9 protein-coding genes and 1 tRNA gene are annotated in these 18,552 nt (G+C 39.3%); 9 read left to right on the top strand and 1 reads right to left on the bottom strand.

Annotated elements, in window-relative coordinates:
- Nucleotide 1 precedes the first annotated feature (1 nt).
- The 8 genes from IGI52_RS22125 to IGI52_RS22090 all read left to right on the top strand — a co-directional run bounded on the left by IGI52_RS22125 (nucleotide 2) and on the right by IGI52_RS22090 (nucleotide 5,659).
- Nucleotides 2-382, top strand: a complete 381-nt coding sequence (locus IGI52_RS22125; RefSeq protein WP_016178085.1) for a DUF3110 domain-containing protein — start codon at nucleotides 2-4, stop codon at nucleotides 380-382.
- Nucleotides 383-404: 22 nt separating this feature from the next.
- Nucleotides 405-851, top strand: a complete 447-nt coding sequence (locus IGI52_RS22120; protein ID WP_016178087.1) for a hypothetical protein — start codon at nucleotides 405-407, stop codon at nucleotides 849-851.
- 66 nt (nucleotides 852-917) lie between these two features.
- On the top strand, nucleotides 918-1,103 hold the full coding sequence (locus IGI52_RS22115; protein ID WP_016178088.1) for a hypothetical protein: 186 nt from the start codon (nucleotides 918-920) through the stop codon (nucleotides 1,101-1,103).
- A gap of 70 nt (nucleotides 1,104-1,173) precedes the next feature.
- Nucleotides 1,174-2,163: a helix-turn-helix domain-containing protein gene (locus IGI52_RS22110; protein WP_270307767.1), complete on the top strand. Its 990-nt coding sequence runs from the start codon at nucleotides 1,174-1,176 to the stop codon at nucleotides 2,161-2,163.
- Nucleotides 2,156-3,184 carry a sugar transferase gene (locus IGI52_RS22105; protein WP_016178090.1) on the top strand — a complete coding sequence of 343 codons (1,029 nt, stop codon included), beginning with the start codon at nucleotides 2,156-2,158 and terminating at the stop codon, nucleotides 3,182-3,184. Before IGI52_RS22110 ends, IGI52_RS22105 begins: the two co-directional genes overlap by 8 nt.
- Entirely contained in the window at nucleotides 3,171-3,572 is a 402-nt protein-coding gene (locus tag IGI52_RS22100) for a hypothetical protein (protein ID WP_016178091.1), read from the top strand. The genes IGI52_RS22105 and IGI52_RS22100 overlap by 14 nt, the downstream gene beginning before the upstream one ends.
- 52 nt (nucleotides 3,573-3,624) lie before the next feature.
- On the top strand, nucleotides 3,625-5,007 hold the full coding sequence (locus IGI52_RS22095) for a hypothetical protein (protein ID WP_016178092.1): 1,383 nt from the start codon (nucleotides 3,625-3,627) through the stop codon (nucleotides 5,005-5,007).
- 22 nt (nucleotides 5,008-5,029) lie between these two features.
- Nucleotides 5,030-5,659, top strand: coding sequence for a hypothetical protein (locus IGI52_RS22090; protein ID WP_016178093.1), 630 nt, complete (start codon nucleotides 5,030-5,032; stop codon nucleotides 5,657-5,659).
- Nucleotides 5,660-5,716: 57 nt separating this feature from the next.
- Here the strand turns inward: IGI52_RS22090 and IGI52_RS22085 are convergent.
- Nucleotides 5,717-5,804: transfer RNA gene (locus tag IGI52_RS22085), tRNA-Ser, on the bottom strand.
- 455 nt (nucleotides 5,805-6,259) lie between these two features.
- On the opposite strand from IGI52_RS22085, the gene IGI52_RS22080 reads away from it, so the two are divergent.
- Nucleotides 6,260-18,544, top strand: a complete 12,285-nt coding sequence (locus IGI52_RS22080) for a KxYKxGKxW signal peptide domain-containing protein (protein ID WP_438782445.1) — start codon at nucleotides 6,260-6,262, stop codon at nucleotides 18,542-18,544.
- Nucleotides 18,545-18,552 lie beyond the last annotated feature (8 nt).

The following is an 18,552-nucleotide window of genomic DNA, read 5'->3' as shown; positions in this document are numbered from 1 at the left end:
GATGACAATTCCAGCAGAAAAAATCTTCAACGAAATTCAGACATTATCAAATGAAAATCCTGATTCAGTATTGAATTTTGAAGAACAAAAAGAAATGGCCGCTCAGTTACTGGAGCAGCAGAGAAAGCATGTGACTGTCATGCAGGCAATAAATGAACAGATGAAGCAATTGGCAGAGAATAAAGAATACGCTGTTGAGCAAATCAGACAATTGAAAACGGATTTTAATACTATTTTTGATAAATATAAACAAGAGTATTCCTTATTAAAAGAAATATTGTTAACGTTACAGGTTTCCTACGATACTGAGCGATTTATAGCCAAACGATCCCTCATTACTGAAAATGAAAAAATAATTTCAAGCATTATGAACGAAGCATAAAAGAGGAAAAGGAGTGCTATAAATGGAAACGATTATACCAGCAGATCAGCTTTTGCAAAAAATTCAACAATTGTTAGATGACAATCCCTCTTCTTTATTAAATTTTACTGCAGAAAAAGAAACGGCTAAGAAGCTAGTAGATGGACAGCATGAAAAAATAGCTCATTTGCAATTCTTGCATCAAGAAATGTTAGAGCTGCAAGATGATTCTGAAGTGTCAATTAATGAAATTAGGAGAATGAAAGCGACATTTGATCAAGCCTATCAAGCGTACAAGAAAGAATATTCTTCATTAAAGGAGCTCTATTTAACTCTTGCTGTTTCATTTGTTACTGAAAAATATGTTTTGAAACAATGCTTTTTTGGTGAGAGCGATCAGATGCTTTCCAAAATTATGGAAAAGACTGCTGATCAAGACCTAGAAATAGCTCAATTGAAAGAGTTCGTAAGTTCCTTTGATGAAGACTAGTTTTCTAGGTTGATAGTACTTAATGGTAGAAAAATACTTGGGAGCTCAAATGAAGGAGAGAATCCAATGAAAAAAGATCAATTATCAAGAGAAATAGAGGAAAAATTTGAGCAGGAAAGTAATAAAGTTATAGATAATGTAGAGGATAAAGAGAAGCATTCAAAGCTTTTGACCATCATTATTTCAGTGATAATGTCAGGAGTTATTCTAGGATCACTAGTCTATTCTTTACTTGAATCTATTGGGAAGTGACAATATCTATTAGCTCTATTTCTCATTCTCAAAGATGAGGATGAGCATAATGGCGGGAGAGTGTGGAGTGATGAAGAGCAGTCTATTAAGTGTTTGTAGATTGATTAATACGATGAATCCAACGCTAACTGAACCACAGAGTTCTGTTATAGCTGTAAATATTGATCGCGAATCAATTGAAGAAATTAGAAAAAGAAAAGGCATTTCAATCAGAACCTTAGAAAGAAAAATTAATCTTTCAAAATCTAGATACTATCGATGGTTACGTTATCAAACTGATCTGCCTCTTGAATTAGTCATGGGATTGAAAAAAGTATTGAATATGTCCGATCGCGAATTATTGAACTTGTTCGTATCTTCAACAGATGAGCAAATCCAGATGCTCGGACTAGTCATTTATACCTCAATGTCCAATTTAGAAAAAGAGTACAAGCAGTTTCTAAATCTGCGAAAATCCTTAGAGAAATTCAAAAATTCCAGTGACGACAATGGTGCCTATAAATTGATTTTAACTTATGCCAATTTGGTGGTAAACGGCAGGAACGGAAAACCTTCTTTAGCAGAGTTGCAACGTATTGAGAAATATTTTACATCGATTGATTACTTTACAATGTTTGACATCTTATTGTACTTAGCAACCCTACGAATTAGCCTAAATTACTCCTTATCCAATTCTGTAATGGAGAAAGAAAGCATTATTTTAGAAAACAGTTTGCTGAAGAAATTTTCCAGTAATCAGTCAAATGAGTGGAAGGATATTTTGATCGGTTGTGTGATTGATCTATCGTTGTGCTTCGTTGATATGAATAATTATGAACAGGCCATTAAATTACTTAATAAGGCGACGGTCATTTTGAAGCAGCAAAAAGGAGAAAATCAACAAACGAAAGAAATATTCCAATTTTTGGCCTATTTGTATGTTACCAAAGACATTTCTAGTGAAGATACAGTAATCAATCGAGTCAAGAGTAACATGAGCTATTCTTCGCTTTATCTTCCGAAAAATGAACGTGATTTCTTCAAAAATTTGTCAATCAAGGAGAAGTGTGTCTTTGAATAAGTGGATAACCTATATCGTTGAAGGAAATTCTGTAGATTCTGTTTCTAAAGCTAGAGGTGATGTCGCTGAAATTGCCGAGGGGATAGGGTTTCAAAAGTTATACATTTACCGCTACATCGACGAGCAGGAAAGTAGTCAGTCACTTCTATCAAGAATTGACGGTATTACTGCTGGCGTAGCAGCGGGTGATTTAATTGTGTATCAGTATCCAAGCTACAATCAGTTTAAATTTGAGAAAACTTTTGTTACACGTTTAAAACAGCGAGGTGCTCGAGTCGTTTTATTAATTCACGATTCTGAATTATTAAGAGATAACAGTTTTTTAAAAGAAATCGATCTCTTCAATCATGCGGATATGCTGATTACTCACGGAGAGAAAATGGAACAAAAGTTGAAATCCTTTGGAGTAACTACAGCGATGGTAGCTAAAGAATTATTTGATTATCGAATATCCTTGGAACAAGTGCTGACTGAAACTTCTTTAGAAAAGAGGATTGTTTTTGCAGGGAACGTTCAAAAATCTGTGTTTTTGAAGGATTGGACTTATCAGACGAAAATACAAGTCTTTGGAGCAAAGAGTGATTTTGAACTAGGAGGAACTGTTGAATACAAGGGTGTCTATTCTCAGAATGATCTGTTAAAAGCAATGCCGAAGAACTGTTTTGGTATTGCCTGGGATAACGACTTGTTCCAAGGGGGAAACTATCGAGAATATACACGGTATAATGCTCCCCACAAAATTTCATTGTATTTAGCTTTGGGACTTCCAGTAATTGTGTGGAGAGACGCGGCGATTTCAGAAATGATTGTTAAGTATAAGTTAGGGTATGTCATTGATTCATTAGCTGAAATCGATTCACTAATGGAAAGTATCACATTGGATGAACGAATACAGCTAAAAAAAAGAGTAAATAAATTCAGCTACTTATTAAGAGAAGGAATTTTTACTAAACGTGCCCTAATACAGGTAGAACAGGATCTTCTTCTTAAAGAAATGGAGACAATGAATGACAGCAAATGAATTAGAAAATGAGCTTATTGCCGGCAGAGCAACTTTAAATGAATTGTTGGAACGTATTCGAACACATATACAAGCTCGAGATGAGAAACTTTATGAAGTAAATAAGTTAGTTTCAATAGTAAAGGATAGAAAAGAAGTCTCAATAGACAATTTTTCCCAATTAAGAAAAGAAATCAATAGTTTGATAGTTGAATATACGAAAATCAATGAGATCAGTTCTTATATTAAAGGATTTACAGCCTGTTATGATCAAGTAGAGCCTTTGATGCAAGATATAGCCAGTATCTCTTTAATGATTGAACAGCAAAAGGAACAATTAAGGGCGCTTTCTGCTTCGGTGATGTCACCAAATTTGGCGGAGAGTATCAATCAACATGTGGAGGAATAAACAAGGCTAACAATAATTAAAAATAGGCAGACAGCTATCGGAGGTACTTATAGTGAAAACAGTTATTGCATTAGATATTGATCAGTTTAGGGTTGGAATTTGTGGATCAAATTATGAAGCAGTTTTCAGCTCGCTGTATTCGGATGTTAAAAAGAATTCGTGGAAGCCTTCTTTTTTTATGGAGCATTCTAACTCGATTGAGGGAAGTGAAATCAAATTAGAGGAATTTTCTGATTCCATTGTTTGGGGAATAAAAAAGCGCCAAAGCCGACGTTCAAAAGCATATCAGTCTTTTGGAGATGTTCTTGATAAATTAGATACTGTGGATACGATACAATTAGTGCGTTGTGTGTTAGCGTATCTGGCGAAGAATCAACAAGAATTATTTCAGGAAACAAGTAAAAATCAATTTCATTGTTCCTTGTTTATAGGTGTAAATTCTCAAAGTTCAAATGAGTTAAATGAAATCGGTCATCAATTCGAAGGCGAATTCGCTACTTTAGTTGATGGTGAAAACCTTTCTATCAATGTCGATAAAGTGGTCCTTGTTCCTAAAACATTTTGTTCGATCTTGGAAAATGAAAAACGACATCTTGAAACTATTGAAAAGACAACGCAGATGTTTGATGGACTCAACTATGTGATTGACGTAAGTGATCATTATGTAAAATGTGATATTTATGATAATGGCGAACTAATAAAAAGCGAGAATATCTCTCATGGAATCTATGAATTCTCTGATCGAATTGTTCAAGAATATAAAACGAACTGTGTTCAAAATAATCAACGTGCCTTTCAAATCGACAAAGATATGGTATACAACGTGATAATCAATAATGAAAGTACACTGATCGTTAATGGACGTCAACAAATTAATTTAAACACATTGATCGAGGCAGAAATTACAGAGGAAACAAAGAAGGTTTTGTCGTATTTAACGAAAGATCAAGATGTTCAATATGCTGATAATATTATTGTTAGAGATTTAAAAACGGGTATTATCAATCAAAACACGGTCAATCAGTACCTTGAAAGCTTTGGATTGCATTGCACAAGTTTAGATAATAAAAGTGCCAAAGGGATATATACTTTTGGAACGATTTTTCTAGGAGACAATTTTCTCGAGAGTAATGAGGACGATCAGGAGAAGCAATCAGAGAATAGTTTACAAACTTTTGATTCAGAAACGGATGAAGCGAATCGTAAGATGGAAACAAATCGTTCTGCATCAATGGAAATTGAGATGGCGGAGACTCAGGAAGTGGATGCACATGTGATAGATTCGGAACAAAATGATTCTTCAGCTACAGAAGAAGAGTTGATTCATGCTAATCAGACGGTAAAAATATCGGAAGAAGTCGAGATCGAGGATATGTTGAAAGAACAAAATGAGCTGTTAAGTTCCTTACTTGATTTTGAAGATGATTCTTTATAGAAGTTGTGTGAGGAATCAGAATATGTGGACAAAAAAAATAGTTATTTGTTTATTTATAGTAACGTTTTTCATGTTATCAGGCTGTACAGAAGATAATTCTTCCAAAACAACCGACAGCTTGAAAAGTGAAGTTTCAAAGTTGAAAACTGAAAATTCTAAATTAAAAAAAGATTTGACGTCTAAAATAAATGATAATCAAGAACAATCAACCGAAAATTCCAGATTTACACAAGAAGTCAAGACTTTCTCCGAGAATGAAGTAATCGAATTTGGAGATGGTGAAAAGAAGCTAGCAGAAATGAAAGTGGTGGAGGTTACTACAAAGCACTCAGCCTTTCCAAAACGGATGAATGAATTGGAAAATTATGATACAACGCGGATGCTTTCTGTAAAAATTGAGTATAAAAATATAGAAATGACTACTCCTTTCTTACCTTATGCGCAATCCTTTCAAGCTTATTCAAAAGATGGAAAACGATTGACCTCAGTTAACCAACAAAGAGGGCAGGACGAAGTTCCGAAAGGAAAATCAGGAACAACCCAAATTTTTTTTAAGCTACCTGTGAACGGTGATGAATTTGATAAGGTAGAAATTGATTTCGTTTCCGGAGAGCAACGCGTGGCAACATTCGACTTGAAAGTAAGCCATTAGTTATATTAAAATCCCCGTCCATATCCTTGGACGGGGATTTTAATATAACTAATGAAACGGAGAAGGAGGGATTTGAACCCTCGCACCGTGTTAACGATCTACACCCTTAGCAGGGGCGCCTCTTCAGCCACTTGAGTACTTCCCCAATCAACTCTTTTATTATAAACGAATAGTTAATTTTAAGTCAACTTAGTCTAATTTCTCATAACTGAATTTGTTTGTTATTTTAAAGCAGTTTTTAACAGCTTGGATTGTTAAGTATAATGGAAAACTATTATAGTATCAAAAAGAAAATTAAAAATGTTATGACTAATAACTAAATTGAGGATTACTAAAAAAAATTCTTACTTTAAAAAAATATTTGGGGCTCTTAACTTACTAATAAAAAAATTTGCTTTTGAAGTTTTACAGAAGTCTCAAATGAGAGATTTTACCATTTGTAATTAAGACTATTTTGTTTTTAACCAACGATAATATACAGATAAAAAACTTGTTTCCCAATATTGGTACATTCTAATCTAGCTATAATTTTCTGTGAGATAATTCCTTCAGCACTTCAAAAAATAAAAAAAGTATAAGAAAGGAGAGTTGTACTAAATTATGAGTCGTAAAAATAATTTGTACAAGCTTTTAAGATCGAATAAAAAAGAACGATACAAAATGTACAAAAGCGGTAAACATTGGATGTTTGCTACAATTACAGCATTTACAAGCGTTTTAGGCACAAGTACTTTGATTACACAAGATGTACATGCGACATCTGCTAATCCGCAAGATGACGCAGGAATGGAAGCTGATACAGATCAGATTCTCGCAAACCAAGATACCACCCAGATTCCAGCCTCCTCCACACAAAATAGCACATCCGTAGAATCAGAAAGTACAACAAATTCAATTATCACAGATTCTGAGAGCGTGATGGAATCTTCTAGTCAAACGGAATCCACTAGCCTTACGGAGTCAGAAAGTCAAACGGAATCAGAAAGTACTACTGACTCAGGTAGCCTATCTGAATCGGTGAGTATATCAGATTCAATCAGTGCATCTGAGTCGGTAAGCTTATCGGATTCGATGAGTCTGTCTGCATCAATTAGTGATTCAACTTCCACCAGTTTATTAGCAGCAACAGATGAAAAACAATCTACAAGTATATCTGAATCCATGAGTAATTCTGAATCTGCAAGTTCATGGGTTTCAACCAGTCTTTCTGAGTCAATGAATCATTCAGAAAAAAGAAGTGCAGCAAACTCTTTGAGTGTAGAGAAAAGTAAACAACCCTCCGCACAAGAACAAAGTAAAGATGAAACAAATAAAGCAAAAGAGCTTTTTGATCAAATCGTTCCAAATGGGACTGAAGTAAAAGTTGATTCAAAAACGAATGAACTTGTATTTACAATGAAATCAGGTGTTGCGCCTAGTACAGCCTTAATCCATGCTGCACAGAAATATGCAGCAGCAAATGATTTGGTTGCTTATTTTTCAGTTCGAGGTGCAAATGGCAAATCCACAAAAGTAAATGTTTCGGCTGACCCGGATATTAATCGTGAAGATTTTGAAGACAAGATTAATAATTTAGAGACACCAAAAACGCCAACTTCTGTTTATGTGGCTGTTCCAGATGAGGTTCAGAACGATGCTACCTATAAAGCCAATGCCATCACAAATGGCACCTACGCTGAGGTCACAACTTATGAAGAATTGCGAGCTGCTTGGTCTAATGCCAATATTACTTACATTGATATTACAGCTAAAATTACTTATTCTACAGGGGCAATGTCAGCTCGCGCAAATGGTGCCAGTGTAATCGTTCAAGGAAATAACAATATTGTTGATCTTGGAACACAAACCTTCAATTGGGGCTACATTACAAATTCTACAACGTTTACACTAAGCAACGTTCAAGCGCAGCAAGGTTTCGCTGTAAATGATGGAAATGGTTACTCCCTTATTAATCCATCAAGCGCTACTCAATTGACAGCCAATGTTAATAATGTGACATTAAGTGCTAGTGAATTAAATGGAAACAATCCTATTCACCTTATGTATGGAGTGGGATCTAAAGTAGTATTCTCTGGAACGAATGTCTTCAATATATCAAATGAAGTTACTCGATCAGTTGGAAGTATTAACTTTGCGAATAATTCAAGTGTAACACTCAATCGTACTTCCAATGATATTGGTTTCTCACAATTCTACTTCGAAACTCGAGCAGCTGCAGGAAGTGTTGGTTATGGGAACACAATCACAATGGGGGATGGATCTTCAAATACTGCACGTACCTATAATGGTCAAGCTGCAAGTTACCCTGCAATGTACTATTTAATAGATGGAGTGACAGTAGGAGATAACGTTAGTTGGACGCAAACAGGCTTCCAATATTTCATTAACGGACAGCAGGGCTCTTCAGCAACTGCAAAATTTGTCTTTGGTCAAAATTTTAATTTATCTATTCCGCAATCAACACAACCTGGAGCAATTCGCATTCAAGGAACTCAGAGTGTGGTATTTAATGCCGGAACAACATTGGATATTAATCAATGGGCAAATGGTGCTGTAATTCAAATGAATAGTGCTGGATCAAGCGTTACTTTCATTTCTCCAAAGAAATTACACATGGCAGTTAATACTTCGTCAGGAGCACCAAGTACAGGACCACTTGTGAGTGGGGCAGGAACATTCACAATGAACAATTCACAAATTTCAACTTGGCAAGGAACGGATAGCCAAGCAGCCAATCCCGCAGGAAATAGAAATCTTAAATTTACGAACATGACGATTCGAAACGGTGTGACAACTGTTACCGACACTGCTGGGAACGTGACTACATCGAATATTGTTGATTCTAGTACACGCGAATTGACAACGGTAGCTATCGATCCTGGTACGGTTAAATTAAAATACGTAGATCAATACGGAAATGTAATTAAAACAATTGATGTACCAATTGATCCAGATGTTAACTATATTGGGCAGTATATCAATTTAGTGAATAAGGATTATGCGTTAGACAATATGCCGCCAAATTATATGTGGGCAATTGCAAGTCAAGTTCCAGCATCCGCCTTATCGGATAAACAAAGCGGTGGAGATGATACAACTACTGCCGATGACGGTGATGCATATGGTCAAGCGAATGTAGCAATTGTACCGATGGAGGGGTCTGAGTATGTCTATAATATCTATGTATACGGGGTAGCGAATAATAATATTCAATATCAATATGTAGATGCTAAGACAGGCATGGTCGTTTCTGCGGATTATCTAAGCTCTGGACAAGAAGCAGCAGGAAGTAATTTACCACCAGCGAACTACGGGAATGTTATTGATTGGCTAAATAGTTACTACACAACGACAAATGTTGCTCCAGGTTACCATTATGCTACGGGTTCTGAATTAAACGGATTTGTACAACCAACTACTACAACGGTGGGGACGGAAGCAAGTTTAGTTACCATTTATGTCACAGCGGATATTCAAACTGTTAATATTACTTTTGTAAATTCTGATGGGACGGCTCTAGTAGGTCAAGTTCCAAATGTTTCTATCAATGGTACATCAGGAGCAGAAATCAGTTATGCGGATTTAGTTGTGGGATATTTAACTCAGGCGGGTTATTATGCAGATGCCAATGGCACATTCACCTTTGACTTTACTGCGAATGGAACCAGTACAACGGATTCTGATCCTCAAACGTTAACGATTACTTTATACCCTGATTATCAGTTAGCTGGAATTATTTCAAATAATCAACCAGCTACCGATCCAGCAACTGGAAATCCATACACTCAAATACCGACGAGTGTTTCTGAAGGCCAATATGGTGTTGCAGGAGTTTCAAATGGAACAATCGTATTAGGTGTAACCGATGCAGACTTAGTTAGGAATGGTTATATTTATACTATTACAGGACCAGATGGTCAAGTGTATGCGACGTTAGCGGAAGCGTTGGCAAGTAATAGTATTTTTGATACTACGACAAATAATGGGCTTTCAATCGATGGAGCACCGCAATCCTTTGTTGTTAACTATGAGGTAGATCCTGTTTCTGAATCAACGTCAATGTCAGAAAGTGAGTCGACTTCTATTTCTGAAAGCGAGAGCAACTCAATTTCGACTTCTAATTCAGAAAGCGACTCGTCCTCAACGTCTTTATCTGTATCGGAAAGTGAATCAATTTCTCAATCGGAGGATTCTACTTCAGAGTCAATTTCAGAATCAATCTCAGAAAGTGAATCTATTTCAATTTCAGAAAGTGAAAGTATTTCTACTTCTGAATCACTATCTGAGAGTGATTCAGTTTCAGAATCAATCTCAGAAAGTGAATCAGTTTCTACATCAGAAAGTGATAGCAATTCTACATCCGATTCAATCTCAGAAAGTGAATCTATCTCGAACTCAGAAAGTGATAGCGAATCAATATCAACGTCAACATCCGAAAGTGAATCTAGTTCAGACTCCGAAAGCGAAAGCTCATCAATTTCTGAATCGATTTCAATTAGCGAATCAATATCCGAGTCAGAAAGCGAAAGTAAGAGTACATCAGAAAGTGAAAGTACTTCTGAGAGTATCTCTGAGTCGGAATCATTGTCTATCTCTGTAAGTGAGTCATTATCGGAAAGTGATAGTGAAAGTAATAGTGCTTCAACTTCCGATTCATTGAGTGATAGTGAAAGCACCAGTATTTCGGATAGTAATAGCACTTCTGAAAGCTTGTCGAATTCAGAATCGTTATCTATTTCGGTAAGCGAAAGTTTATCCGAAAGTGAAAGTAAGAGTATGAGTGAATCAGTTTCTGATTCATTAAGCAATAGCGAAAGTGAAAGTGGCAGTCTATCAGAAAGCAAAAGTACATCAAATAGTGTATCAGATTCAGAATCACTATCAATTTCAGTAAGTGAAAGTTTATCAGAGAGTGAAAGTAAGAGTATTAGTGAATCAATTTCTGATTCATTAAGTGATAGTGAAAGCGAAAGTGGCAGTCTGTCGGAAAGCAATAGCACTTCGAATAGCACATCAGATTCAGAATCATTATCAATTTCAGTAAGTGAAAGCTTATCAGAGAGCGAAAGTAAAAGTATTAGTGAATCAATTAGTACATCAACAAGTGATTCAAACTCAACTAGTACAAGTCTTAGCAATAGTGAAAGTGCAAGTATCAGTGATTCGATCAGTGCATCAATTAGTGAATCTATTTCAACTAGCGCAAGTGAATCCGCGAGCGAATCGACAAGCTACAGCGGCAGCAGCTCAGTTAGTGCGAGTGAAAGTACAAGTGCAAGCACGTCGACCAGCGATTCAAGATCAGATAGCACCAGCGTGAGTGACAGCGAAAGCAGTAGCTTAAGCACAAGTATCAGTGACTCCAATTCGATCAGCACCAGCATCAGTAACAGTGAAAGTGCAAGTATCAGTGATTCGATTAGCGAGTCAATTAGCGAATCTATTTCAACCAGCGCAAGTGAATCCGCAAGCGAATCAACGAGTTATAGCGGTAGCAGTTCAATCAGTACTAGCGAAAGTACAAGTGATAGCACATCAATCAGTGATTCAAGATCGGATAGTACCAGCGTGAGTGACAGCGAAAGCAGTAGCTTAAGCACAAGTATTAGCGATTCAAACTCGATTAGCACCAGCATCAGTAACAGTGAGAGTGCAAGTATCAGTGATTCGATCAGCGAGTCAATTAGCGAATCGATTTCAATCAGCGCAAGTGAATCCGCAAGCGAGTCAACAAGCTACAGCGGCAGCAGTTCAGTCAGTGCGAGTGAAAGCACAAGTATTAGTGATTCGAACTCAATCAGCACAAGTATTAGTACTAGCGAAAGTACAAGTGATAGCACATCAATCAGTGATTCAAGATCGGATAGCACTAGTGTAAGTGACAGCGAAAGCAGTAGCTTAAGCACAAGTATTAGCGATTCGAACTCGATTAGCACCAGCATTAGTAACAGTGAAAGTGCAAGTAACAGTGATTCGATTAGCGAGTCAATTAGCGAATCGATTTCAACTAGCGCAAGTGAATCTGCAAGCGAATCGACAAGCTACAGCGGCAGCAGTTCAATCAGCGCGAGTGAAAGTACAAGTGATAGCACATCGATCAGCGATTCAAGATCGGATAGCACTAGTGTAAGTGACAGCGAAAGCAGTAGCTTAAGCACAAGTATTAGCGATTCAAACTCGATCAGCACAAGTATCAGTAACAGTGAGAGTGCAAGTATCAGTGATTCGATCAGTGCATCAATTAGCGATTCAATTTCGACTAGCATAAGTGAATCCGCAAGCGAGTCAACGAGTTATAGCGGCAGTAGCTCAGTTAGTGCGAGTGAAAGCACAAGTGATAGCACATCGATTAGCGATTCAAGATCGGATAGCACTAGTGTAAGTGACAGCGAAAGCAGTAGCTTAAGCACAAGTGTTAGCGACTCAAACTCAATTAGCACAAGTATCAGTAACAGTGAGAGTGCAAGTATCAGTGATTCGATCAGCGTGTCAATTAGCGAATCGATTTCAACCAGCGCAAGTGAATCTGCAAGCGAGTCAACGAGTTATAGCGGTAGCAGCTCAGTTAGCGCGAGTGAAAGTACAAGTGCAAGCACATCAATCAGTGATTCAAGATCAGATAGCACCAGCATCAGTAACAGTGAAAGTGCAAGTATCAGTGATTCGATCAGTGCATCGATTAGCGAATCAATTTCGACTAGCATAAGTGAATCCGCAAGCGAATCGACAAGTTATAGCGGCAGTAGCTCAGTTAGTGCGAGTGAAAGTACAAGTGATAGCACATCAATCAGTGATTCAAGATCAGATAGCACTAGCGTGAGTGATAGCGAAAGCAGTAGCTTAAGCACAAGCATCAGCGATTCGAACTCGATCAGCACCAGCATCAGTAACAGTGAGAGTGCAAGTATCAGTGATTCGATCAGCGTGTCAATTAGCGAATCGATTTCAACCAGCGCAAGTGAATCTGCAAGCGAGTCAACGAGTTATAGCGGTAGCAGTTCAGTTAGCGCAAGTGAAAGTACAAGTGCAAGCACAAGCATCAGCGACTCAAACTCAATTAGCACAAGTATCAGTAACAGTGAGAGTGCAAGTATCAGTGATTCGATCAGCGTGTCAATTAGCGAATCGATTTCAACCAGCGCAAGTGAATCCGCAAGCGAATCAACGAGCTACAGCGGTAGCAGTTCAATCAGTACTAGCGAAAGTACAAGTGATAGCACATCGATTAGCGATTCAAGATCAGATAGTACCAGCGTGAGTGACAGCGAAAGCAGTAGCTTAAGCACAAGCATCAGCGACTCCAACTCGATCAGCACCAGCATCAGCAACAGTGAAAGTGCAAGTATCAGTGATTCGATCAGCGTGTCAATTAGCGAATCGATTTCAATCAGCGCAAGTGAATCTGCAAGCGAGTCAACAAGTTATAGCGGTAGCAGTTCAGTTAGCGCGAGTGAAAGTATCAGCACAAGTACGTCAATCAGTGATTCAAACTCAATTAGCACAAGTATCAGTAACAGTGAAAGTGCAAGTATCAGTGATTCGATCAGTGCATCGATTAGCGAATCAATTTCGACTAGCATAAGTGAATCCGCAAGCGAATCGACAAGTTATAGCGGTAGCAGTTCAGTAAGTATGAGCGACAGTACAAGTGCAAGCACATCAATCAGTGATTCAAGATCAGATAGCACCAGCGTGAGTGACAGCGAAAGCAGTAGCTTAAGCACAAGTATTAGCGATTCAAACTCAATCAGCACAAGCATCAGTAACAGTGAAAGTGCAAGTATCAGTGATTCGATCAGTGCATCGATTAGCGAATCAATTTCGACTAGCATAAGTGAATCCGCAAGCGAATCGACAAGTTATAGCGGTAGCAGTTCAATCAGTACTAGCGAAAGTACAAGTGCAAGCACATCAATCAGTGATTCAAGATCAGATAGCACCAGCGTGAGTGACAGCGAAAGCAGTAGCTTAAGCACAAGTATTAGCGATTCAAACTCAATCAGCACAAGCATCAGTAACAGTGAAAGTGCAAGTATCAGTGATTCGATCAGTGCATCGATTAGCGAATCAATTTCGACTAGCATAAGTGAATCCGCAAGCGAATCGACAAGTTATAGCGGTAGCAGTTCAATCAGCGCGAGTGAAAGTACAAGTGATAGCACATCGATCAGCGATTCAAGATCGGATAGCACTAGTGTAAGTGACAGCGAAAGCAGTAGCTTAAGCACAAGTATCAGTGACTCCAATTCGATCAGCACCAGCATCAGCAACAGTGAAAGTGAAAGTATTAGTGCATCAATCAGCGAATCGATTTCAACCAGCGCAAGTGAATCCGCAAGCGTATCAACGAGTTATAGCGGTAGCAGTTCAATCAGCGCGAGTGAAAGTACAAGTGATAGCACATCGATCAGCGATTCAAGATCGGATAGCACTAGTGTAAGTGACAGCGAAAGCAGTAGCTTAAGCACAAGTATCAGTGACTCCAATTCGATCAGCACCAGCATCAGCAACAGTGAAAGTGAAAGTATTAGTGCATCAATCAGCGAATCGATTTCAACCAGCGCAAGTGAATCCGCAAGCGTATCAACGAGTTATAGCGGTAGCAGTTCAATCAGCGCGAGTGAAAGTACAAGTGATAGCACGTCGATCAGCGATTCAAGATCGGATAGCACCAGTGTGAGTGATAGCGAAAGCAGCAGCTTAAGCACAAGTATTAGCGATTCGAACTCGATTAGCACCAGCATCAGTAACAGTGAAAGTGCAAGTATCAGTGATTCGATCAGCGTGTCAATTAGCGAATCGATTTCAACCAGCGCAAGTGAATCTGCAAGCGAGTCAACAAGCTACAGCGGCAGCAGCTCAGTAAGTACGAGCGATAGTACCAGCGCAAGTACGTCAATTAGTGATTCAAACTCGATCAGCACCAGCATTAGTAACAGTGAAAGTGCAAGTATTAGTGATTCGATCAGTGCATCGATTAGCGAATCAATTTCAACTAGCATAAGTGAATCCGCAAGCGAGTCGACAAGCTACAGCGGCAGCAGTTCAATCAGTACTAGCGAAAGTACAAGTGCAAGCACATCAATCAGTGATTCAAGATCAGATAGCACCAGCGTGAGTGACAGCGAAAGCAGTAGCTTAAGCACAAGTATTAGCGATTCAAACTCAATCAGCACAAGCATCAGTAACAGTGAAAGTGCAAGTATCAGTGATTCGATCAGTGCATCGATTAGCGAATCAATTTCGACTAGCATAAGTGAATCCGCAAGCGAATCGACAAGTTATAGCGGTAGCAGTTCAATCAGTGCGAGTGAAAGCACAAGTGATAGCACATCGATCAGCGATTCAAGATCGGATAGCACTAGTGTAAGTGACAGCGAAAGCAGTAGCTTAAGCACAAGCATTAGCGATTCGAACTCAATTAGCACAAGTATCAGTAACAGTGAAAGTGCAAGTATCAGTGATTCGATTAGTGCATCGATTAGCGAATCAATTTCGACTAGCATAAGTGAATCCGCAAGCGAATCGACAAGCTACAGCGGCAGCAGTTCAATCAGTGCGAGTGAAAGCACAAGTGATAGCACATCGATCAGCGATTCAAGATCGGATAGCACTAGTGTAAGTGACAGCGAAAGCAGTAGCTTAAGCACAAGCATTAGCGATTCGAACTCAATTAGCACAAGTATCAGTAACAGTGAAAGTGCAAGTATCAGTGATTCGATTAGTGCATCGATTAGCGAATCAATTTCGACTAGCATAAGTGAATCCGCAAGCGAATCGACAAGCTACAGCGGCAGCAGTTCAATCAGCGCGAGTGAAAGTACAAGTGATAGCACGTCGATCAGCGATTCAAGATCGGATAGCACCAGTGTGAGTGATAGCGAAAGCAGCAGCTTAAGCACAAGTATTAGCGATTCGAACTCGATTAGCACCAGCATCAGTAACAGTGAAAGTGCAAGTATCAGTGATTCGATCAGCGTGTCAATTAGCGAATCGATTTCAACCAGCGCAAGTGAATCTGCAAGCGAGTCAACAAGCTACAGCGGCAGCAGCTCAGTAAGTACGAGCGATAGTACCAGCGCAAGTACGTCAATTAGTGATTCAAACTCGATCAGCACCAGCATTAGTAACAGTGAAAGTGCAAGTATTAGTGATTCGATCAGTGCATCGATTAGCGAATCAATTTCAACTAGCATAAGTGAATCCGCAAGCGAGTCGACAAGCTACAGCGGCAGCAGTTCAATCAGCGCGAGTGAAAGTACAAGTGATAGCACATCGATCAGCGATTCAAGATCGGATAGCACTAGTGTAAGTGACAGCGAAAGCAGTAGCTTAAGCACAAGTATCAGTGACTCCAATTCGATCAGCACCAGCACCAGCATCAGCAACAGTGAAAGTGAAAGTATTAGTGCATCAATCAGCGAATCGATTTCAACCAGCGCAAGTGAATCCGCAAGCGTATCAACGAGTTATAGCGGTAGCAGTTCAATCAGTGCGAGTGAAAGCACAAGTGATAGCACATCGATCAGCGATTCAAGATCGGATAGCACTAGTGTAAGTGACAGCGAAAGCAGTAGCTTAAGCACAAGCATTAGCGATTCGAACTCAATTAGCACAAGTATCAGTAACAGTGAAAGTGCAAGTATTAGTGATTCGATCAGTGCATCGATTAGCGAATCAATTTCAACTAGCATAAGTGAATCCGCAAGCGAGTCGACAAGCTACAGCGGCAGCAGTTCAGTAAGTATGAGCGACAGTACCAGCACAAGCACGTCGATCAGCGATTCAAGATCGGATAGCACCAGTGTGAGTGATAGCGAAAGCAGCAGCTTAAGCACAAGTATTAGCGATTCGAACTCGATCAGCACCAGCATCAGCAACAGTGAAAGTGCAAGTATCAGTGATTCGATCAGCGTGTCAATTAGCGAATCGATTTCGACTAGCATAAGTGAATCTGCAAGCGAGTCGACAAGCTACAGCGGCAGCAGTTCAGTAAGTATGAGCGACAGTACCAGCGCAAGCACGTCGATCAGCGATTCAAGATCGGATAGCACCAGTGTGAGTGATAGCGAAAGCAGCAGCTTAAGCACAAGTATTAGCGATTCGAACTCAATCAGCACAAGTATCAGTAACAGTGAGAGTGCAAGTATTAGTGCATCGATTAGCGAATCAATTTCGACTAGCACAAGTGAATCCGCAAGCGAATCGACAAGCTACAGCGGCAGCAGTTCAGTGAGTATGAGCGACAGTACCAGCACAAGCACGTCGATCAGCGATTCGAACTCGATCAGCACCAGCATCAGTAACAGTGAAAGTGCAAGTATCAGTGCATCGATTAGCGAATCAATTTCGACTAGCACAAGTGAATCCGCAAGCGAGTCGACAAGCTACAGCGGTAGCAGCTCAGTAAGTATGAGCGACAGTACCAGCACAAGCACGTCGATCAGCGATTCAAGATCAGATAGCACTAGCGTGAGTGATAGCGAAAGCAGCAGCTTAAGCACAAGTATTAGCGACTCAAACTCAATTAGCACAAGTATCAGTAACAGTGAAAGTACAAGTATTAGTGCATCAATCAGCGAATCGATTTCAACCAGCGTAAGTGAATCTGCAAGCGAGTCGACAAGCTACAGCGGCAGCAGTTCAGTTAGCGCGAGTGAAAGTACAAGTGCAAGCATGTCAATCAGCGATTCAAGATCCGACAGTACAAGCATTAGTAACAGCGAAAGCGCGAGCTTGTCCGCAAGCTATAGTGGCAGCACTTCAGCAAGCATAAGTGAAAGTACCAGCTTGAGTACGTCTATAAGTGCCAACGAGAGGAGTGAATCACAAAGTTATAGTGGTAGTAGTTCAGTAAGTACAAGTGAAAGTACGAGCACAAGTACGTCAATCAGCGATTCAAGATCGGATAGCACTAGTGTAAGTGACAGCGAAAGCAGTAGCTTAAGCACCAGTATTAGTGATTCGAACTCAATTAGTACAAGTACTAGTAACAGCGAAAGCGCGAGCTTGTCCGCAAGCTATAGTGGCAGCACTTCAGCAAGCATAAGTGAAAGTACCAGCTTGAGTACGTCTATAAGTGCCAGCGAGAGAAGCGAATCAGAAAGTTATAGCGGCAGTACCTCAGTAAGTACAAGTGCCAGCACAAGTACAAGTACGTCAATTAGTGATTCGAGATCCGATAGTACAAGCATCAGTAACAGCGAGAGCACAAGTTTGTCCGCCAGTTACAGCGGAAGTACCTCTGCAAGTATCAGTGAGAGCACAAGCTTAAGCACCTCATTAAGTGATTCTAGCTCAATTAGTACCAGCATAAGTTTGAGCGATAGTACCAGTACAAGCATATCGATCAGTGATTCAAGGTCTGATAGTACTAGCGAGAGCAACAGTGATAGTACAAGTCTAAGTACTTCTACAAGTATGAGTGACAGAAGCGAATCAGAAAGTTATAGTGGTAGCATATCGCTAAGTATAAGTGAAAGTACAAGTACCAGCACATCAGTTAGTGATTCGAGATCGGAAAGTACCAGCATGAGTAATAGTGAAAGTGCAAGTGAATCGGCAAGTTTTAGTGGAAGTACCTCTACAAGTATGAGTAATAGCAACAGTACTTCAACTATTCCAACTTCGGTTAGCACGTCTACGACCAACAAAGGGATAACTACAGGAACCGCTGCAAAAGGATCTAAAGGAATTTCTACAGGTGCTTTGACTAGTGGAACAGGCCGGACAAATACTTCAAGCAAAACCGGATCAATTGGAAAAGAATATCCAAAAACTGGGGAATCTCTTGAATCAAGCTTACAACTTTCATTTGTAGGGATAGCTAGTGTTCTTTCAGCTCTAGGGTTATTAAAGAAAAAAGATGAACAACAAAAAGACTAACAATTAGA

Origin of the sequence: Enterococcus sp. DIV0187 (assembly GCF_051713785.1) — a bacterium.
Taxonomy (GTDB): Bacteria; Bacillota; Bacilli; order Lactobacillales; family Enterococcaceae; genus Enterococcus_A; species Enterococcus_A avium.
This window is presented reverse-complemented; position numbering and strand designations above follow the sequence as displayed.

Bases quoted from the DNA above. Each gene is read 5' to 3' on its own strand.
- IGI52_RS22125 (WP_016178085.1), top strand. From the start codon at position 2: ATGACAATTCCAGCAGAAAAAATCTTCAACGAAATTCAGACATTATCA.
- IGI52_RS22120 (WP_016178087.1), top strand. From the start codon at position 405: ATGGAAACGATTATACCAGCAGATCAGCTTTTGCAAAAAATTCAACAA.
- IGI52_RS22115 (WP_016178088.1), top strand. From the start codon at position 918: ATGAAAAAAGATCAATTATCAAGAGAAATAGAGGAAAAATTTGAGCAG.
- IGI52_RS22110 (WP_270307767.1), top strand. From the start codon at position 1,174: ATGAAGAGCAGTCTATTAAGTGTTTGTAGATTGATTAATACGATGAAT.
- IGI52_RS22100 (WP_016178091.1), top strand. From the start codon at position 3,171: ATGACAGCAAATGAATTAGAAAATGAGCTTATTGCCGGCAGAGCAACT.
- IGI52_RS22090 (WP_016178093.1), top strand. From the start codon at position 5,030: ATGTGGACAAAAAAAATAGTTATTTGTTTATTTATAGTAACGTTTTTC.
- IGI52_RS22080 (WP_438782445.1), top strand. From the start codon at position 6,260: ATGAGTCGTAAAAATAATTTGTACAAGCTTTTAAGATCGAATAAAAAA.